Source organism: Planobispora rosea, assembly GCF_014648175.1.
Taxonomy (GTDB): domain Bacteria; phylum Actinomycetota; class Actinomycetes; order Streptosporangiales; family Streptosporangiaceae; genus Planobispora; species Planobispora rosea.
Genome location: NZ_BMQP01000002.1, coordinates 214951 through 234437, shown reverse-complemented (window position 1 = coordinate 234437; position 19487 = coordinate 214951). Strand labels below are relative to the sequence as shown.

17 protein-coding genes are annotated in these 19487 nt (G+C 71.9%); 12 read left to right on the top strand and 5 right to left on the bottom strand.

All coding sequences use genetic code 11. The features are described from left to right. Positions 1-21: 21 nt before the first annotated feature. The 8 genes from IEZ08_RS02855 to IEZ08_RS02820 all read left to right on the top strand — a co-directional run bounded on the left by IEZ08_RS02855 (position 22) and on the right by IEZ08_RS02820 (position 9873). On the top strand, positions 22-1014 hold the full coding sequence (locus tag IEZ08_RS02855; RefSeq protein ID WP_203863288.1) for an ABC transporter substrate-binding protein: 993 nt from the start codon (positions 22-24) through the stop codon (positions 1012-1014). A 161-nt stretch (positions 1015-1175) separates the two neighbouring features. Beyond that, a complete protein-coding gene (locus IEZ08_RS02850; protein ID WP_068922868.1) occupies positions 1176-2702 on the top strand; it encodes a sugar ABC transporter ATP-binding protein in 1527 nt (508 codons plus the stop codon). After that, on the top strand, positions 2699-3754 hold the full coding sequence (locus IEZ08_RS02845) for an ABC transporter permease (RefSeq protein ID WP_189241593.1): 1056 nt from the start codon (positions 2699-2701) through the stop codon (positions 3752-3754). Before IEZ08_RS02850 ends, IEZ08_RS02845 begins: the two co-directional genes overlap by 4 nt. Further along, on the top strand, positions 3751-4746 hold the full coding sequence (yjfF, locus tag IEZ08_RS02840; protein ID WP_189241592.1) for a galactofuranose ABC transporter, permease protein YjfF: 996 nt from the start codon (positions 3751-3753) through the stop codon (positions 4744-4746). The genes IEZ08_RS02845 and yjfF overlap by 4 nt, the downstream gene beginning before the upstream one ends. 49 nt (positions 4747-4795) lie before the next feature. After that, a complete protein-coding gene (araB, locus tag IEZ08_RS02835; RefSeq protein ID WP_068922871.1) occupies positions 4796-6469 on the top strand; it encodes a ribulokinase in 1674 nt (557 codons plus the stop codon). Continuing rightward, positions 6466-7134, top strand: coding sequence for an L-ribulose-5-phosphate 4-epimerase (locus IEZ08_RS02830; RefSeq protein WP_068922872.1), 669 nt, complete (start codon positions 6466-6468; stop codon positions 7132-7134). Before araB ends, IEZ08_RS02830 begins: the two co-directional genes overlap by 4 nt. Next, positions 7131-8627 carry an L-arabinose isomerase gene (gene araA / locus IEZ08_RS02825; RefSeq protein ID WP_068922873.1) on the top strand — a complete coding sequence of 499 codons (1497 nt, stop codon included), beginning with the start codon at positions 7131-7133 and terminating at the stop codon, positions 8625-8627. The genes IEZ08_RS02830 and araA overlap by 4 nt, the downstream gene beginning before the upstream one ends. A gap of 289 nt (positions 8628-8916) precedes the next feature. Then, a complete protein-coding gene (locus IEZ08_RS02820; RefSeq protein ID WP_189241591.1) occupies positions 8917-9873 on the top strand; it encodes a zinc-binding dehydrogenase in 957 nt (318 codons plus the stop codon). Between the two features lie 12 nt (positions 9874-9885). On the opposite strand, the gene IEZ08_RS02815 is transcribed toward IEZ08_RS02820, so the two are convergent. After that, entirely contained in the window at positions 9886-10845 is a 960-nt protein-coding gene (locus IEZ08_RS02815; protein ID WP_229802874.1) for an NADP-dependent oxidoreductase, read from the bottom strand. Positions 10846-10965: 120 nt separating this feature from the next. On the opposite strand from IEZ08_RS02815, the gene IEZ08_RS02810 reads away from it, so the two are divergent. Further along, positions 10966-11331, top strand: a complete 366-nt coding sequence (locus IEZ08_RS02810) for a winged helix-turn-helix transcriptional regulator (protein ID WP_189241590.1) — start codon at positions 10966-10968, stop codon at positions 11329-11331. Between the two features lie 137 nt (positions 11332-11468). Here IEZ08_RS02810 and IEZ08_RS02805 read toward each other — a convergent pair whose 3' ends face one another. Next, on the bottom strand, positions 11469-12272 hold the full coding sequence (locus tag IEZ08_RS02805) for a DUF2382 domain-containing protein (protein ID WP_068922875.1): 804 nt from the start codon (positions 12270-12272) through the stop codon (positions 11469-11471). A gap of 472 nt (positions 12273-12744) precedes the next feature. Here IEZ08_RS02805 and IEZ08_RS02800 point away from each other — a divergent pair, with 472 nt between their 5' ends. From IEZ08_RS02800 to IEZ08_RS02790, 3 genes are all read left to right on the top strand, one after another. After that, positions 12745-13674, top strand: a complete 930-nt coding sequence (locus IEZ08_RS02800; RefSeq protein WP_068922876.1) for a Ppx/GppA family phosphatase — start codon at positions 12745-12747, stop codon at positions 13672-13674. Positions 13675-13730: 56 nt separating this feature from the next. Beyond that, positions 13731-14543 carry a DUF1206 domain-containing protein gene (locus IEZ08_RS02795; protein ID WP_084779974.1) on the top strand — a complete coding sequence of 271 codons (813 nt, stop codon included), beginning with the start codon at positions 13731-13733 and terminating at the stop codon, positions 14541-14543. 188 nt (positions 14544-14731) lie between these two features. Continuing rightward, positions 14732-15187 carry an ATP-binding protein gene (locus tag IEZ08_RS02790; protein WP_068922878.1) on the top strand — a complete coding sequence of 152 codons (456 nt, stop codon included), beginning with the start codon at positions 14732-14734 and terminating at the stop codon, positions 15185-15187. Here the strand turns inward: IEZ08_RS02790 and IEZ08_RS02785 are convergent. The 3 genes from IEZ08_RS02785 to IEZ08_RS02775 form a co-directional block, all read right to left on the bottom strand. Then, positions 15180-17492: a WD40 repeat domain-containing serine/threonine protein kinase gene (locus tag IEZ08_RS02785; RefSeq protein WP_068922879.1), complete on the bottom strand. Its 2313-nt coding sequence runs from the start codon at positions 17490-17492 to the stop codon at positions 15180-15182. The two genes, IEZ08_RS02790 and IEZ08_RS02785, sit on opposite strands and share 8 nt — an antisense overlap. 79 nt (positions 17493-17571) lie before the next feature. Next, complete coding sequence (locus tag IEZ08_RS02780; protein ID WP_068922880.1) at positions 17572-18843, bottom strand: M20/M25/M40 family metallo-hydrolase; 1272 nt, start codon at positions 18841-18843, stop codon at positions 17572-17574. Positions 18844-18923: 80 nt separating this feature from the next. Continuing rightward, positions 18924-19376, bottom strand: coding sequence for a PASTA domain-containing protein (locus IEZ08_RS02775; RefSeq protein ID WP_068922881.1), 453 nt, complete (start codon positions 19374-19376; stop codon positions 18924-18926). Positions 19377-19487: the final 111 nt, after the last annotated feature.

Genomic DNA, 19487 nt, shown 5'->3' with positions numbered 1-19487 from the left:
ATAAGGAAAGGACCCCCCACCGTGTTCAAGAGGATGTCGGCGCTGCTGCTGGTCGGCGCCACCGTGATGACGATGGCCGGCTGCGGGAGCGGCGGGACGACGTCGGCGTCGCAGCCGGGATCGGGCGGCGGTGACGACAAGATCACCATGGGCTTCTCCCAGGTCGGCGCGGAGAGCGGCTGGCGCACCGCCAACACCAAGTCCGTCCAGGAGTCGGCCAAGACCGCCGGGATCGAGCTGAAGTTCTCCGACGCGCAGCAGAAGCAGGAGAACCAGATCAAGGCGATCCGCTCCTTCATCCAGCAGAAGGTGGACGTCATCGCCTTCTCCCCGGTCGTCGAGTCCGGCTGGGACACCGTGCTCAAGGAGGCCAAGAACGCCAAGATCCCGGTGATCCTCACCGACCGGGCCGTCGACTCGGCGGACACCAGCCTCTACAAGACCTTCCTCGGCTCCGACTTCGTCGAGGAGGGCAGGAAGGCCGGCAAGTGGCTGGTGGAGGAGTACAAGGACTCCACCGAGACGGTGAACATCGTCGAGCTGCAGGGCACCACCGGCTCCGCCCCCGCCAACGACCGCAAGGCCGGTTTCGCCGAGGTCATCGGGGCCGACGCCAAGTTCAAGGTGATCGCCTCGCAGACCGGCGACTTCACCCGGGCCAAGGGCAAGGAGGTCATGGAGGCCTTCCTGAAGTCCAACCCGGACATCGACGTGCTCTACGCGCACAACGATGACATGGGCCTGGGCGCGATCGAGGCGATCGAGGGCGCGGGCAAGGTCCCGGGCAAGGACATCAAGATCATCACGGTCGACGCGGTCAAGGACGGCATGCAGGCGCTGGCCGACGGAAAGATCAACTACATCGTCGAGTGCAGCCCGCTGCTCGGCCCGCAGCTGATGGACCTGGCCAAGAAGGTCGTCGCGGGCGAGCAGGTGCCCACCCGCGTGGTGACCGAGGAGACCACCTTCACCCAGGAGCAGGCGAAGCAAGCCCTGCCCACCCGCCAGTACTGATCGGCCGGGTCGCTCCGGGCTCGCACTCCGGAGCGGCCCGCCACGGGAACCCGCCGGCCCGGTGAGAGCCGGGCCGGCGGGCGGTACGGCGGGCCACGTGAACCCGGTGGACCGGGAAATCCGCGGACCAGAGGACCAGACGAAGAGGAGAGGGACGCCGCATGGACGACGCACCCGCCCCGATCCTGCGGATGCGCGGGATCTGTAAAGAGTTCCCCGGGGTCAGGGCCCTGAGCGACGTCGACTTCCGGCTCCTGCCGGGCGAGGTGCACGCCCTGATGGGGGAGAACGGCGCCGGCAAGTCGACCCTCATCAAGGTCCTCACCGGAGTCCACGCCGTCGACGGCGGCGAGATCACGCTGGACGGCGCGCCGGTGTCCTTCAGCGGCCCCCTGGCGGCGCAGCAGGCCGGCATCAGCACGGTCTACCAGGAGGTCAACCTCTGCCCGAACCTCTCGGTCGCGGAGAACATCCTCATCGGCCGCGAGCCGCGCCGCCTGGGCCGGATCCGGTGGAAGGAGGTACGGCGCCGCGCCGCCGGGCTGCTGGCCCGGCTGGAGCTCGACGTCGACGTGTCGGCCCCGCTGTCCTCCTGCTCCCTGGCCGTCCAGCAGATGGTCGCCATCGCCCGCGCCGTCGACGTCTCCGCCCGGGTCCTGATCCTGGACGAGCCGACCTCCAGCCTCGACGCGGGCGAGGTCGAGCAGCTGTTCCGGGTGATGCGCCGGCTCAAGGCCGAGGGCATCGCGATCCTGTTCGTCTCCCACTTCCTCGACCAGATCTACGAGATCGCCGACCGGATGACGATCCTGCGCGACGGCAGGCTGGTGGGGGAGTACCTCACCAGCGAGCTCGGCCAGGTCGAGCTGGTCGGCAAGATGATCGGCAAGGAACTGAAGGACCTCGAGACGCTCGAGAACGCCCCCAAGGACATCGCCGCCGCCGAGCGCTCACGCCCCTTCGCCGAGGCGAGGTCGCTGGGCCGCCCCGGCTCCGTCGAGCCGTTCACCCTCACCATCCACGAGGGGGAGGTGGTCGGCCTGGCCGGGCTGCTCGGCTCCGGCCGTACCGAGATCGCGCGCCTGCTGTTCGGCGCCGACCACGCCACCACCGGCGAGCTGTCCGTCGGCGGCACGCCCGTGACGCTGCGCACGCCCCGCGCCGCCACGAACCACGGGATCGCCTTCTGCTCGGAGAACCGCCGCGCCGAGGGCCTGATCCCCGACCTGAGCGTCCGGGAGAACATCATCCTGGCCCTGCAGGCCGCCCGCGGGTGGGCGCGGCCGATCCCGCGCCGCACCCAGGACGAGCTCGTCGACAAGTACATCGACGCGCTGAAGATCAGGCCGGCCGACCCCGACCGCCCGGTGAAGAACCTCAGCGGCGGCAACCAGCAGAAGGTGCTGCTGGCCCGCTGGCTGATCGTCGAGCCGAAGCTGCTCATCCTCGACGAGCCCACCCGGGGCATCGACGTCGGCGCCAAGGCCGAGATCCAGCGCCTGGTCGTGGAGCTGTCCGACGGCGGCATGGCGGTGCTGTTCATCTCCGCCGAGCTGGAGGAGGTGCTCCGGCTCAGCCACAAGGTCGGGGTCCTGCGGGACCGGCGGCTGGTGGCCGAGCTGCCCAACGACGACCACCTGACCACCGGAGTCCTCATGGAGACCATCGCGAGCGGAGGCCGCTCATGAACGCCGCCGCCGTGATCCGGCACCGGCTCTTCTGGCCGGCGGCCGTGCTCGTCCTGCTGCTGGCGGCCAACGTGTTCTTCACGCCCGGCTTCCTGTCCGTCGAGCTGAAGGACGGCCACCTCTACGGCAGCCTGATCGACATCGCCCGGTTCGGCGCGCCGCTGATCCTCGTCGCGACCGGCATGACCCTCGTCATCGCCACCGGCGGGATCGACCTGTCGGTCGGCTCGGTGGTGGCGATCTCCGGGGCACTGGCCTGCCTGTGGATCACCGGCCTGGACGACCAGCAGAGCACGGCCGGAGTGCTCACGGCCGTCGGCATCGCCCTGGGGCTCGCACTGTTCCTGGGGCTGTGCAACGGGATCCTGGTCGCCGGGATCGGCATCCAGCCGATCATCGCCACGCTCATCCTCATGGTGGCGGGGCGCGGCCTCGCCCAGCTGATCACCGACGGGCAGATCCTCACCGTCAACAGCGCACCCTACAAGCTCATCGGCGGCGGCTACTGGCTCACCCTGCCGTTCGGCGTGCTGATCGTGGCGGCCGTGCTCGCGATCACCGCGTTCCTGACCCGGAGGATGGCCCTGGGGCTGCTCCTGGAGTCGGTCGGCGGCAACGCGACGGCGAGCCGGCTGGCCGGCATCCGCTCGCGCGGGCTGATCGTGACGGTCTACGCCTTCTGCGCGCTCTGCGCGGGCATCGCGGGACTGATGATCAGCTCGAACGTCTCCAGCGCCGACGGCAACAACGCCGGGCTCTGGATCGAGCTCGACGCCATCCTGGCCGTCGTGATCGGCGGCACGTCCCTGGCGGGCGGCCGGTTCTCCCTCGGCGGCACGGTGCTCGGCGCGCTCGTCATCCAGACGCTGACCACCACGATCTACACCATCGGCATCCCGCCGGAGACGACGCTGCTGTTCAAGGCGCTCGTCGTGGTCGCGGTGTGCCTGCTGCAGTCCCCCGCCTTCCGTGAGAAGGTCCTCAACCGCCGCCGGCGCCGTCCCCAGTCGGCACCGGCGAGCGCCGACCCGAAGGTGAAGGTGCCGGCATGAGCTCGGACGTCCTGACCGCCGGCCGTTCCGCGGTGCTGCGCGGCCGGCAGCGCTACCTCCCCGTCCTGGTGACGGCGGGCCTGCTGGTGGCCATGTTCACGGTCGGCGGCCTGCGCTACGAGGCGTTCGCCTCCGGCCAGATCGTACTCAACGTCTTCATCGACAACGCCTTCCTGCTCGTCCTGGCGGTCGGCATGACCTTCGTGATCCTCACCGGGGGCATCGACCTGTCGGTCGGTGCGGTGGTCGCGCTCTCCACGATGGTCACGGCGACCCTCATGACGGACCACGGCTGGTCACCGCTGGCGACGGTCCCGCTGGTGCTGCTCATCGGCTCGGCGCTCGGCCTCGCGATGGGCTGCGTGATCCACTACTTCGACATCCAGCCGTTCATCGTCACGCTGGCGGGCATGTTCCTGGCCCGCGGCCTGTGCTACGTCATCGGTACCGACTCGATCCCGATCACCGAGGAGACCTACACCGCCGTCGCCCAGACGCAGATCAGCCTGCCCGGCGAGATGCACCTCTCGGTGGGCGTCGTCATCGCCCTGGCGGTAGTCCTCTTTGCGGCGTATATGCTGCATTACACCCGGTTGGGACGGAATGTCTATGCCATCGGGGGCAGCGAGCAGTCGGCGCTTCTCATGGGCCTGCCCGTGGCCCGGACGAAGATCGCCGTCTACACGATCAGTGGCTTCTGCTCCGCGCTCGGCGGCGTGCTGTTCTCGCTCTACACGCTCTCCGGGTACGGCCTCAACGCGCTCGGCATGGAGCTGGACGCGATCGCGGCGGTCGTCATCGGGGGCACTTTGCTCACCGGCGGGTCGGGCTATCTGCTCGGGACCGTGCTCGGCGTGCTCGTCCTCGGCCTGATCCAGACGATCATCAGCTTCGAGGGGACCCTCAGCCCCTGGTGGACCAGGATCTTCATCGGTCTGCTGCTGTTCGTCTTCATCCTGCTGCAGCGCCTGATCTCGGTGCGGCGGTCCTGACGCCGGAATTGGAGTCGTCCGCTATGTCTCTTCTGATTCGGGGAAGAATGTGAACGCTAACAACGATCACTATGTGATCGGCGTCGACTTCGGCACACTGTCGGGCCGCGCCGTCGTGGTCCGCGTCTCCGACGGCGCCGAGGTCGGCAGCGCCGTACACGAGTACGCCAACCGCGTGATCGAGGACCGGCTGCCCGGCACCGACGTGAAACTGGGACCCGACTGGGCGCTGCAGTCACCGCAGGACTGGCGCGAGGTGCTGCGCACCGCGGTGCCCGAGGCGGTGGCCGCCTCCGGCGTCTCCCCGTCGCAGGTCATCGGCCTGGGCACCGACTTCACCGCCTGCACCGTGCTGCCCGCCACCGCCGACGGCACGCCCCTGTGCGAGGTCGAGGGACTGGCGGACCGGCCCCACGCCTGGCCCAAGCTCTGGAAGCACCACTCCGCGCAGCCGCACGCCGACCGGATCAACGCCCTGGCCGGACGGCGGGGCGAGAGCTGGCTCCCGCGCTACGGCGGGAAGATCTCCTCCGAGTGGCAGTTCGCCAAGGGACTGCAGGTGCTGGAGGAGGACCCGGAGGTCTACGGCCGCGCCGAGCGCTGGATCGAGGCCGCCGACTGGATCATCTGGCAGCTCACCGGCGTGGAGACCCGCAACACCTGCACCGCCGGATACAAGGGCATCCACCAGGACGGCGCCTACCCCTCCGATGACTTCCTGGCCGAGCTCAATCCCGCCTTCGCCGGTTTCACCGGCAAGCTCGGCCGGGAACTGGCTCCACTCGGCGGCCTGGCGGGCCGCCTGACGGCCGAGGCCGCCGAGTGGACCAAGCTCCCCGAGGGCATCGCGATCGCGGTCGGCAACGTCGACGCCCACGTCACCGCGGCCGCCGCCGACGCCGTGCGGCCCGGCCAGATGGTCGCCATCATGGGCACCTCCACCTGCCACGTCATGTCCTCCGACGCCCTCGCCGAGGTGCCGGGCATGTGCGGCGTGGTACGCGACGGCATCGTGCCGGGACTGTGGGGCTACGAGGCCGGCCAGTCCGGCGTCGGCGACATCTTCGGCTGGTTCGTCGACACCTGCGTGCCGGCCTCCTACGAGCGCGAGGCCGCGCGGCTCGGCCGCAGCGTGCACGAGCACCTCACCGAGCTGGCCGCCGCGCAGAAGGTCGGCGAGCACGGCCTGGTCGCGCTCGACTGGCACAACGGCAACCGGTCGGTCCTGGTCGACCACGACCTGTCCGCCGTGATCGTCGGCCAGACCCTCGCCACCCGGCCCGAGCACACCTACCGGGCGCTCATCGAGGCCACCGCCTTCGGCGCCCGGATGATCGTCGAGACGTTCGAGGACGCCGGGGTGCGGGTGGAGGAGTTCGTCGCCGCCGGCGGCCTGCTGAAGAACCGCTTCCTCATGCAGGTCTACGCCGACGTGCTGCGCCGCCCCATCTCGGTGATCGGCTCCGACCAGGGCCCGGCGCTCGGCTCGGCGATCCACGCGGCCGTCGCCGCCGGGGCCTACCCGGGCATCGGGGAGGCCGCCGCGGCCATGGGCAAGCGCACCGAGGCCGCCTACGTGCCCGACGCCGGGCGCGCCGACGCCTACGACCGGCTGTACGCCGAGTACCGCCGCCTGCACGACCACTTCGGACGAGGAGAGCACCCCGATGGCAACGACGTTCTGCACCGCCTGCGTGCCCTGCGGAACGAGGTGACCGCATGAACTCTCGTGTGCGGGAACTGAAGGAGACCGTCTGCGCGCTCCACGCCGAGCTGGTCCGCTACGACCTCGTCGCCTGGACCGCGGGCAACGTCTCGGGCCGGGTACCGGGCGAGGACCTGTTCGTGATCAAGCCGAGCGGCGTCTCCTACGACGACCTGACCCCCGAGTCGATCGTCGTGTGCGACCTGGACGGCAACCTGGTCGAGGGCGACTACGCCCCCTCCAGCGACACCGCCGCCCACGCCTACGTCTACCGGGCCATGCCGCACGTCGGCGGCGTCGTGCACACCCACTCCACCTACGCCTCGGCCTGGGCGGCGCGCGGCGAGGCGATCCCCTGCGTGCTCACCGCCATGGCCGACGAGTTCGGCGGCGAGATCCCGGTCGGGCCGTTCGCGCTGATCGGCGGCGACGACATCGGCAAGGGCATCGTCGCGACCCTGGAGGGTCACCGGTCCCCGGCGGTCCTGATGCAGAACCACGGTGTCTTCAGCATCGGCGCCTCCGCCAAGGCGGCGGTCAAGGCCGCCGTGATGTGCGAGGACGTCGCCCGTACGGTGCACATCTCCCGGCAGCTCGGCACGCCGCTGCCCATCGCGCAGGCCGACATCGACAGCCTGTACGACCGCTACCAGAACGTCTACGGACAGAGGAGTTCCCGGTGACCCGTCAAGAGCGCGAGATCTGGTTCCTGACCGGGAGCCAGGGACTGTACGGCGAGGACACGCTTCGCCAGGTGGCCGAGCAGTCCCGGCGGATCGCCGAGGAACTGAACGGGGCGCTGCCGTTCCCCGTGGTGTGGAAGCCGGTGCTCACCGACGCCGCGGCGATCCGGAGGGTCTGCCTGGAGGCGAACGCCTCGGACGCGTGCGTCGGAGTGATCGCGTGGATGCACACCTTCTCCCCGGCCAAGATGTGGATCGCCGGCCTCGACGCGCTGCGCACCCCGCTGCTGCACCTGCACACCCAGGCGAACCTGGAACTGCCCTGGTCCTCCATCGACATGGACTTCATGAACCTGAACCAGGCCGCCCACGGCGACCGGGAGTTCGGTTACATCCAGTCCAGGCTCGGCGTGCCCCGCAAGACCGTCGCCGGGCACGTGAGCGACCCGTCGGTGGCGGCGCGGATCGGCGCGTGGGCCCGCGCCGCGGCCGGGCGCGCCGAGGTCGGCTCGCTGAAGCTGGCCCGGTTCGGCGACAACATGCGCGACGTGGCCGTCACCGAGGGCGACAAGGTCGAGGCGCAGCTGCGCTTCGGGGTCTCGGTCAACACCTACGGGGTCAACGACCTGGTGGCCGCCGTCGACGCCGCCTCGGACGCCGAGGTGGACGCCCTCGTCAAGGAGTACGAGGACACCTACGCGGTGGCGCCCGAGCTGCGCGTCGGCGGGGACCGGCACGACTCGCTGCGCTACGCCGCCCGGATCGAGCTCGGCCTGCGCGGCTTCCTGGAGACCGGCGGCTTCGGCGCGTTCACCACGAACTTCGAGGACCTCGGCGGCCTGCGCCAGCTCCCCGGCCTGGCCGTGCAGCGGCTGATGGCCGACGGGTACGGCTTCGGCGGCGAGGGCGACTGGAAGACCTCGGTGCTGCTGCGCACGCTGAAGGTGATGTCCGCCGGGCTGGACGGCGGGACGTCGTTCATGGAGGACTACACCTACCACCTGGTGCCCGGCCAAGAGCTCATCCTCGGCGCGCACATGCTGGAGGTCTGCCCGACCATCGCCTCCGGCACCCCCTCCTGCGAGATCCACCCGCTGAGCATCGGCGGCCGGGAGGACCCGGTCCGGCTCGTCTTCGACGCCCAGCCCGGCCCCGCCGTGGTGGTCGGCCTGGCCGACATGGGCGAGCGGTTCCGGCTGGTCGCCAACGAGATCGACGTCGTGAACCCCGCCGAGCCGCTGCCCAACCTGCCGGTGGCCCGCGCCGTCTGGCGGCCCCGCCCCGACATGCGCACCTCCGCCGAGGCCTGGCTGACGGCCGGAGCGCCGCACCACACCGTGCTGTCGGCGGCCGTGGGCACGGAGGAACTGGCCGACTTCGCGGACATGCTCGGCGTCGAGCTGCTGGTCATCGACGCCGACACCGAGATCCGCCGGTTCACCAAGGAGATCCGCTGGAACCAGGCCTACTACCGTCTGGCCCAGGGGTTCTGACCACGTACGGGGCCGTCGGTACGGTGCGGTTTGCGCCGGTACGGCGCGCACCAGAGCAAGGCCCGGCGCCGGTACGGCGAGTCGCGGGGCGGCGTGATCCGGCGCCGCCCGTACGGCGCGCGACTCGGACTGGGCGGGTCCGGGCCGGGCGGGTCCGGGGTGGGGGCTTCTGCGTGGGTCATGGTCGTGCTGTGCGGGCGGGTTCTCCAGCTGGCCGTCGGAGTTGACCTCAAGCGCGGTTGAGGTCACAGGATCGCTATCGGCAGTCGGACCGATGGGGAGTGATCTGATGCGCGCGGTGTGGTTGAAGGAGTTCGGCGGGCCGGAGGTGCTGGTCGCGGGGGAGGCCCCGGAGCCGGTGGCCGGGCCGGGGCAGGCGCTGGTCGAGGTGGCGTTCGCCAACATCACGTTCGTGGAGACGCAGTTCCGGGCCGGGGGCTTCGGGCCGTTCAAGGCCGAGCTCCCGGTCATCCCGGGCAACGGCGTCGGCGGCGTCGTCACGGCGGTGGGCCCCGGGGCGGGGGAGGACCTGGTGGGCAGGCGAGTGATCGGCTCCACCGGCGGGTCGGGCGGCTACGCCGAGCGGGCCGCGGTGGACGCCACCGGGCTGATCGAGGTCCCGGACGGGCTGGAGCTCGACGCCGCGGTGGCGCTGCTGGCCGACGGCCGTACCGCGACCATGATGCTCCGGGCGGCCGGAGTGCGCCCCGGGGAACGCGTGCTGGTCGAGGCGGCGGCGGGCGGGGTGGGCACCCTGCTGGTCCAGCTGGCCCGCGCCGCCGGGGCGAAGGTCGTCGCCGCGGCCGGCGGCCCGCGCAAACTGGAACTGGCCCGGGACCTGGGCGCCGACGTGACGGTCGACTACCGGGAACCCGGCTGGGCCGAGCAGGTGCGCCAGGCCGCCGGTGGGCTGGACGTCGTCTTCGACGGGGTCGGCGGCGACATCGGGCGCTCGGCGTTCGAACTGCTCGGCCGGGGCGGGCGGATGCTCAGCTACGGCCTGGCCGGCGGCTCGTGGGTGAACGTGCCGGAGGAGGCCGCCGCCGAGCGCGGGGTGAGGCTGGTACGGCCCCAGTTCGGCCCGGAGGAGCTGCGCGCGTTCACCGAGAGCGCGCTGGCCGAGGCCGTGGCCGGGCGGCTCCGGCCGGTGATCGGGCAGCGTTTCCCGCTGGAGCGGGCGGCCGACGCGCACGCCGCCATCCAGTCGCGGGCCACCGTCGGCAAGACCCTGCTGGTGGTGCGCTGACCGGGCGCCGGTTCAGCCGACGCGCAGCACGAGCTTGCCGCGGGTACGGCCCCGCGCGAGGCGCTCGTGCGCCTCGGCGGCCCGATCCAGGGGGAACACCTCCTCGACCTCGACCCTGACGTGGCCGTCGTCGATCAGCCGGGCGATGCGGGCCAGCGCGGGGCCGTCCGGTTCGACGAGGAACGGGGCGGCGCGCACGCCGCGCTCCTCCGCCCGCCGGAGCAGCTCGGGGGAGACCCCGGACGGGATCGCGAGGAGGAGGCCGCCGGGAGCCAGGACGTCCAGTGAGCGGGTGCTGGTCGAGTCGTGCTCGTCGCCGACCAGGTCGATGACCACGTCCACCGGGGCCACCTCCTTCTCGAAACGGGTCGCGGTGTAGTCGACGAGCTCGTCGGCGCCCAGCCCGTACAGCCACGCGTGGTTGCCCGCGCGCGCGGTGCCGGTCACATGCGCCCCCAGGTACTTGGCGAACTGGACGGCGAAGTGCCCGACGCCTCCCGCCGCGGCGTGGACGAGCACCCGCCGGCCGGGCCGTACGGCGGCGGCGTCCACCAGGGCCTGCCAGGCGGTGAGCGCGGCCAGCGGTACGGCCGCCGCCTCGTCGTGCCCCAGCGAGCGGGGCTTGCGGGCGAACTGCCGGGAGGGCGCGGTGACGTACTCGGCGTAGCCTCCCGCCGGGCGGGGGAACCACGGCATGCCGTACACCTCGTCGCCCGGCCTCAGGGTGTGCACGCCGAAACCGGCCTCCTCGACCACCCCGGAGACGTCCCAGCCCAGGACGAACGGGGGGTCTCCGAGCACCCCGGCCATGCCGCCCCCGCCGCGGGTCTTGTGGTCGACCGGGTTGATCCCGGCCGAGACGACGCGGACCAGGACCTCGGTGGGGAGCGGTCCGGGCCGGGGCAGCCGGGTGGGGCGCAGGACCTCGGGCCCGCCGAAGGCGTCTTGGCTGATCGCGCGCATGAGTGTCATCGATGTCTCCTCGCCGGTTCGGATCAGGACGGGAGCACGCTATCGTCAGGGATGTAGTAACCAGCAAGGGATACTACTTCCTTTTGGAAAGTAAAGAGCTCACGGCGGGAAGGATCTCCCATGTCCACGACCTGCGCCACGGGACGGCACGACAAGCACGACGTCTACGCGGCGCAGTGCCCGTGCCGGGGGGTGCTGGACCTGCTGGCCAACAAGTGGACGGCCCTGGCGATCGGGGTGCTGGAGGAGGGCCCGCAGCGCTTCGGAGCGCTGCAGCGCCGCCTGGAGGGCATCAGCCCCAAGGTGCTCACCCAGACGCTGCGCCGTCTGGAGGACGCCGGGTTCGTGGACCGCACGATCTATCCCGCCGTCCCTCTGCACGTCGAGTACGAGCTGACGGAGCTGGGACGCGGGGTCGCCGAGCCCTTGGGGGCGCTGCGCTCCTGGGTCGAACGCCACCTCGACGAGCTCCGGGAGGGGATGTGACGGTCGCATCCGGACATCGACCGCTGAGCCGCCATACGACGGTGCGGGCTCGGCTCCGTGCGGTGCCGGTACGGCGAACAGGAAAGGTCCCGCCGCCCCGGTGATCGGGGCGACGGGACCTGTGAGGAGCCGGCCGGTCAGAACCTGCGGCCGTAGTCGTCGGTGTCGCCTTCGACCTCGACGTGCTCCTTGCGGACCTGGCCCGAGACGGTCTCCTGGTCGGTGACCGTCTCCTTGCCCAGACGGATGCGCTCGACCGGGACGGTCTGCTTGTCCACCACCGGGCGCTCGGCGTGCAGGGTCACCTCGTACTCGGCCTCGCTGATGTCCGGGCCCGACAGCGCCGCGTCCCGGTTGGCCTCGGTGATCGGCTCGCGCTCGATGCGCACCTCTTCGTGGCTGACCGGGACGCTCACCTGCTGCTGCTCGGTGACCACGTACTTGCGCAGCCGCGCCTTCCCCGCCCGGTGGGTCTCGGTGCCGACCTGCAGCTGCTCCTCGGAGCGGGTCATGGCCCCGTCGGTACGGCCCAGCCGCTCACGCTCGCTCCGGCCGCCGGTGTGGGCCCACCCGGCCTGCCCCTCCGCCCCGCCGGGCTGGTTGGCCTGGTGCCAGGAGGCGTCCCAGTCGATGTCGTAGTAGCGGTACAGCTCGCGCTCCTCGTCGGGCGACAGGTAGCCGTCGGCCTCCACATCGACGCCGGGGGCGTCCTTGACGCGGTCCTTGGAGTAGCCCACCTCGACGTGGTCGGCGACCACGTCGGCGGCCCGGGCCGGCACGAGGGTCTCCTTGGTGCCGAACAGGCCGGTCTTGACGCACAACCACTCGGGCCGGCCGGTGGCCTCGTCGAGGTAGACGTGCTTGACCTCGCCGATCTTCTCGCCGCTGATGTCGTATACATCCTGGTTGATAACGGTTCGAACCTGGTTCTGGGTGATCACGTTGTTTCTCCCTTCCTCTGTGGTTCGTCCCAAGTCGGTAACCAGTCATCCATGAGGAAAACCCGAAAACGCGAAATCGGTCCCGGCCGCTGCCGTCACCGCCGGTAGTGCGGCGGGCGCGGGAACGCCCGCCCGCCCCCAGCTCGCGCCGGGATTCCGGCCGGTGCCGCCTGGAGTTCACCGTGACCGGCTCGACAGCCGGAATGCCGTTCTGAGCTGCTCTTTCTTCTCACCCCTGCTACCCGAAGGTGACAACAGGCTTACCCCACCGGGTTCGATGCGGTCGGCGACATCTCGGTGACCGTTGCTCGTGGAACGACGACTGTCGGTAACGGCCGGTCGGCTCTGTCGGCCTCCCGAGGGGAATATCGGTCCCCGCCGATGAGGACCCGGTCACGTCCGCGCGGCGCCCCGCCGTACCCGGTGCCGTGCCCGGGGAGGATCGGCTCCGCAGGAGTAGTAACTTCGATCCATGCGACTGGGCGTTCTCGACATCGGTTCCAACACGGTTCACCTGCTGGTGATGGACGCCCACCGGGGGGCGCGGCCGTTGCCGGCCTACTCGCACAAGGACGAGCTGAGGCTCTCCGAGCACATGGAGGACGGTGACCGGCTCTCCGCGTACGGGGCCGCGCGGTTGCGGGAGTGCGTCGAGGAGGCGCTGCGGATCGCCGAGGACAAGGGAGTGGAAGATCTCATGGCCTTCGCCACCTCCGCGGTGCGGGAGGCCGTCAACGGAGAGGAGGTGCTCGCGCGGATCAAGAACGAGACCCGCGTGGACATCCGGGTGCTCTCCGGACAGGACGAGGCGAAGCTGACGTTCCTGGCCGTGCGGCGGTGGTTCGGCTGGTCGTCGGGGCGGTTGCTGGTGCTCGACATCGGCGGGGGTTCGCTGGAGATCGCCTCGGGCATCGACGAGGACCCGGATGTGGCGGTCTCACTGCCGCTGGGCGCGGGCCGGCTGACCCGGGGCTGGTTCACCGCCGACCCGCCCCCGGCCGACGAGGTACGGGCGCTGCGCAAGCACGTCCGGGCGGAGATCGCCCGCTCGGTGGGCGACGTCGCCCGATACGGCCGGGCCGATCACGTGGTGGCGACCTCCAAGACGTTCAAGCAGCTGGCCCGGATCGCCGGAGCCGCGCCGTCGGGCGAGGGGCCGAACGTCCGCCGGACGATCCAGCACGCCGACCTGACCGCGTGGGCGGGGCGGCTCGCCGCGATGGGCGCCGCCGAGCGCTCGGGGCTGCCGGGGGTCTCGGAGGGGCGGGTGCGGCAGCTGCCCGCCGGGGCGATCGTCGCCGACGCCACCATGGACCTGTTCCAGGTCGAGGAGCTGGAGCTGTGCCCCTGGGCGCTGCGGGAGGGCGTCATCCTGCGCCACCTGGACACGCTCCCGGGCTGATCGCGCCGCGGATCCGGCCAGGTTTACCGATCGTTTAACCGGTAAGACGCATCGCCATGAACGCTTCTCAGGTAGAAGGTGCCGCGCGCCGGGCGGCGAACAGCCAGACGCTGGACAGGCTGGCCCGCCTGGGCCTGGCCTGCCGGGGAGTCATGTACGGAGTGATCGGTTTTCTGGCCCTGCAGATCGCTCTCGGCCGCGGGAGCGGGGGCAGGGAGGCCGACAAGACCGGTGCGATAGAGATCGTCGAGCAGCAGGCGTTCGGCACGGTGCTGCTGTGGCTGATGGCCGTGGGCTTCGCGGCCCTGACCCTGTGGCAGCTCTCCGAGGCGGTCATCGGGCGCGGCCAGATGAGGGACCGGGCGGAGTCGGCCGGGCGCACGGCCGTCTACGCGTTGATCACTTTCACGATCCTCAGCCTGCTGCTCCGTGGTGACCACGGGGGCTCGACCGACGAGCACTCCAAGGACCTCACCGCGAAGCTGATGGACCTGCCCGGCGGGCAGATCCTCGTGGGCCTGGCGGGGCTGGGCCTGATCGCGCTCGGGGCGTACTGGATCCACAAGGGCTGGAAGCGGCGCTTCCTCAAGGACCTGTGGACCGGTCAGATGTCCCCGAAGGTCCGCTCGCTCGCCGAGCGGCTCGGCCTGGCCGGATACCTCGCCCGCGGTGTGATCGCCGTGGCGGCCGGCGTCTTCGTGATCCAGGCGGCGATCTCCTACGACCCGGATCAGGCCAAGGGGATCGACTCGACGCTCCGCGCGCTGGCCGAGACCCCGGCCGGTCCGCTGCTGCTGGGAGTCGTCGCGCTCGGCCTGCTCCTGTTCGCGGTCTACTGCTTCTTCGAGGCGCGCTGGCACCGGGTGTGACACGGGGCGCGGCGCGGATGTGACGCGAGGAAGCACACGTGACGGCAGGTGCGGGCACGCAGGCGGACACCCGTCTGGCAAGCTCCACCTGCCTGTCCGGTAAGTGATCCAACTCCTACTTTTTCGAGACATCCCCACCTCCCGGGTGCCGCGTCATCCCAGAGCGCGAACAGCATCGGGAGGATCGCATGAACGACTCGCCGGAGTATGACGCAGAGGATGACGGCGCCCAGTGGGTCGTCCGGCTGGACGGATCCCCGGACCAGGTGGGGCGGGCCCGCCGCCTGATCTCGGCGGCCCTGGGCCGCGAGCACCCGCTCTACGACGACTGCGTGCTGCTGACCAGCGAGCTCGCCACCAACGCGGTGGTCCACTCCAGGTCGGGGCAGGGCGGGGTGTTCACCCTCACGGTGTTCTGCTCACCCGGCGGCGTGCGGGTCTGCGTGCAGGACGAGGGCTCCCTGTCGGTCCCCTGCGTGTGCCACGCCTCGGACGAGGCCACCGGAGGACGCGGCCTGCCCCTGGTGGAGGCGCTGGCCCACCGGTGGGGCCTGGTCCGGGAGGCGGGGGTCAACAAGATCTGGTTCGAGCTCGTGGAGGAGTTCGCCGGGATGCCGCTGGAGCCGCTGGCCGGAGTCAGGTGATCTTCCAGGCGGTGATGTTGCCGTCGAGGTCCCCGCACAGGGCGACCAGTTCGCCGCCGACCCTGGACAGGGCCAGGGCGATGGAGGCCGACTCCAGCGGGACGGTGCGCTCGGGCCCCCGGTCGGAGGCGAAGTCCCACATGCGGAGGGTGTCGTCGAGGGAGGTGGACAGGATGACGGGACGGCCGTTGAGGTCGGCCAGGGCGACCTGCCGCATGTGGTCGGTGTGCCCCCGCAGCGGCTCCCCGATCTGCTCTCCGGTGCTCAGGTCCCAGCGCCGGATGGTCCGGTCCTCGGCGCCGGAGAGGATCACCTGGCGGTCGCCGACCGTGCCGAGGTCGAGGGCCTGGATGGACGACTCGTGCCCCTTGAAGGCCTGGCCGATCTGCTCGCCGGTCCCCAGGTCGTAGGCGATGACGCCGGGCGGCTTCTCGTAGTTGCCGCCGACCGCCACCGCGCGGCCGCCGACGTTGCGGTAGACCGCGTTGATGGACAGGCTCACGCCCTGCAGGGGGAGCCGCTCGCCCGTGCCGAGGTCGTAGAGCGCGGTCCCGGTCCCCAGCTCCGCGGCGATCACGGTACGGCCGCCGACCTCCACCACGTCGACGGCGTACACCTCGGAGTCGGCGTGGATCGCCTTGCCCACGGCCTTCCCGGTGATCAGGTCCCACCGGCGGACCGTCTTGTCGTTGCTGACCGAGACGACGACCGGGCGGCCGCCGCTCGTCCCGTAGGCCAGGGAGTTGATCCCGTCCCGGTGCGCGTCGATGGGCTGGCCGAAGGCGAGACCGTCGGCCAGCCGCCACCGCTTGATGACGCCGTCGTCGTCGCCGGAGACGACGATCTGCTCGCCGTTCGCCTCACCGACCGTGAGGGCGTTGATCCACGCGCTGCCGCCCCTGGCGTCCCAGAGTTTCGCGACCCCGGCGGGGATGCCGGTGGGATCGGCCGTCGCGGTCGCCGGGGAGGGGGTCGCCGGGGGCGAGGACGCGGGCTGCCCGGTGGGCGGGGCGCCGGAGCCGGTGACGGCCAGGGGCGGCGGGGAGACGCCGGGGCCGGACGTCGTGGAGAACGGGCGGATGACCGCGACCACGATGACGGCGGCCACCAGTATCGGCACCACCGCGGCGGCGACGACCATCGCCGTCCTGCCCCGCCGCGCCCCGCCGGCCTGGACGGGAACGGTGGGGCCGGGCGGGGCGCCCCAGGGCGTGGCGGGCCCGGCCGGGCCGGGCGCTCCGCTCCAGTGGGTGGGGTGGTTCTGGAAGGACCCGGCGGGGGAGGGCGGGCCGCCCCACGGAGAGGAGGGGCCGGTACGGCCCGCGGGCGGGCCGCCCCACGGCGGGGGCACCGGGGTGTGGCCGCCCGGCTGCGCCTGCCAGGCGGGCGGCGGCGCCACGGGGGGAGGCCACGTGGACGGCCCCGGCGCGGTGGGCGGGGCCTGGCCGGGCGGGGGCGGCCCCGCGTCCATGAAGGGGAGGGCGGGGGCGTCCGCACCGTGGTCGGAGACCAGGGCGAGCATCAGGTCGGTCGCGGAGGGCCGCTGGGCGGGATCCTTGCTCAGGCACCGGGCCAGCAGGCCCCGCAGGGACGCCGGGACGGCGGACAGGTCCGGGTCCACCCGCAGGATGCGGTGCATGACCACCGGGTAGGTGCCGTCACCGAAGGCGGGGCGCCCGGTGGCGGCGAACACCATGGTCACCGCCCAGCTGAACACGTCGGTGGCCGGGCTCAGCCGGTCGCCGGAGATCTGCTCGGGCGACATGTAGGCGGGGGTGCCGAGCACGCCGCTGGACAGGGTCGAGGTGCCGTCCAGGGCGCGGGCGATCCCGAAGTCGACGACGCGGGGGCCGTCGGAGCCGAGCAGCACGTTGCTGGGCTTGAAGTCGCGGTGCACGATCCCGGCCCGGTGGATGCCCGCCAGCGCGGCGACCGTCCCGATGGCCAGCCGCACCAGCGCGTCCTCCCGCAGGGGCCCGCTCCCGGTCACCACCTGCTGCAGGGAGTCACCCCGGACCAGCTCGCTGACGATGTAGGGCCGGTCCCCCTCGAGTCCCACGGTGATCACACGGGCCGTGGAGAAGGGCGCCACCCGCCGCGTGGCCTCGGCCTCCCGCATGAACCGCTCGCGGGCCGAGGCGTCGCCGGACAGCCGGGCGTGCAGGATCTTCAGGGCGACCTGCTCGCCGTCGGCGCCCTCGGCGAGGTAGACGGACCCCTGGCCGCCTTCGCCGAGGCAGCCCAGCAGTTTGTACCCGCCCAGCTGGGCGGGTTCTTCCGGGCGCAACGGCCGGACCCTGGGCATCCGACCTCCATGCCGGTCAACCGATCCCCGAAGTGACAGAAAGCACGATATATCAGTGCCATCCGCCTCAGGACAGCCTTCAGCCCCGCGAGGCGAGCAGGCGATCGAGGACGCGCACCCCGAATTCCAGGCCGGCGACCGGAACGCGCTCGTCCACGCCGTGGAACATGCCGTGGTAGTCGAGGTCGGGGGTGAGCATCAGCGGGGCGAAGCCGTATCCCCTGATGCCGATTCCGGCGAAGGACTTGGCGTCGGTCCCGCCCGACATCACGTACGGCACCGGCCGCGCGGCCGGATCCTCCGCCACCAGCGCGGCGCCGAGCCGGTCGAAGAACGGGGCGTCCATCGGCGCGGAGGGGGCGTCCTCCAGGTTCACGAACTCGCGCGTCACCCTGGGGCCGAGGAGCCGGTCGACCGTTTCGAGGAACTCCTCGCGCAGGCCGGGCAGGAACCGGCCGTCCACGTGGGCGACGGCGGAGCCGGGGACCACGTTGACCTTGTAACCCGCCTGGAGCATCGTCGGGTTGGCCGAGTTGCGGATCTGCGCCGCGAACAGCGCGCCGGCCCGGCCGAGCCGGCCGGCCTCCGCCTCCAGACGGTCCCGGTCGATCCGCTCGCCCAGGATCTCCTCCAGCGCGTCGATCAGCGCGGCCACGGCGGGCGTCAGCCGTACCGGCCAGCGGTGGGCGGCCAGCCGGGACACGGCGTGGCAGAGCTCGGCGACCGCGTTGTCCACCGCCGGGCGGGAGCCGTGACCGGCGACGCCGCGGGCGGTCAGCCGCATCCAGGCGGTGCCGCGCTCGCCCACCGCGACGGGATAGACCCGGGCGCCCCGCACGTCGACGCTGTAGCCGCCCGACTCGCTGATCGCCTCGGTGCAGCCGTCGAACAGCTCCCGGTGGCGGGTCACCGCGTAACGCGCGCCGTACTCGCCGGTCGCCTCCTCGTCGGCGAGGAACGCCAGCACCAGGTCGCGGCCGGGCCGCACACCGCGCCGGGCCCAGCCGAGCACCAGGGCCAGGGTCATCGACAACGTGCCCTTCATGTCCACCGCGCCCCGGCCCCAGACACAGCCGTCGGCGACCTCGCCGGAGAACGGGTGGACGCGCCAGTCGGCGGCCTCGGCGGGGACCACGTCGAGATGGCCGTGGATCAGCAGGGCCTCGGGCGAGTCACCGGGGATCCTGGCGACCACGCTGGTGCGGTGCGGGGCCGACTCGAAGACGACGGGTTCGATGCCGGCGCCGGACAGCAGCCCGGCGACGTACTCGGCGGCCGGGCGCTCACCGGAACCGGGGTTGGTGGTGTCGAACCTGATCAGGTCCGAGCAGATCTGCGCGACCTCGCTCATGGAAGAACACTCCGGGGGGGACGGGCGGTGGTTCGTGACTGACATGTGCGGTCCTGTTCCCCGGCGGAGCCGTCCGCCACTCAGAACGAGGGGATCCGGATCATCTGCAGTGTGATCTGCCGCGTGCTCTCCGCCGCGTTGCCCGGGTCGGGGGCCTGGTTCACCACCCGCCACCCGGCGGGGTCCGGTACGGCGCCGCCGTCGTCGACCGAGACCATGCGGACGGAGTAGAACCCTGCCGACTCCAGCCGGTTCTTCGCCGTCTGCCCGTCGGCGCCGCGCACGTCGGGGACCAGGAGCGTGGGGGCGGGCTGCGCGGTGGCACGCGGCTTGACCGGGAAGGGGGAACCCGGCAGGGGCGTGATGACCCCCGCGCCGGGGGAGGGCGCGGAACCGGTGCCCTCCGGGGACGGCGAGTAGACCGACGACGGCCGGGCGGGGGCGGCCTCGCCCGGCGGGGGCGGGCCGGAGCCGCCGGACAGGAAGAGGACGCCCGCCGCCAGCGCGCTCCCGGCGACGGTCAGCGTCGACATCACGACGATGGCCCTCCCCGGTCCGGGAAGGCCCTCCGGGGACGGCGCGCGCGGCGGGGGTGCGGCGCCGGGCGGAAGGGAGACGGGCACCGGGGGGAGCGTGCCGGAGGG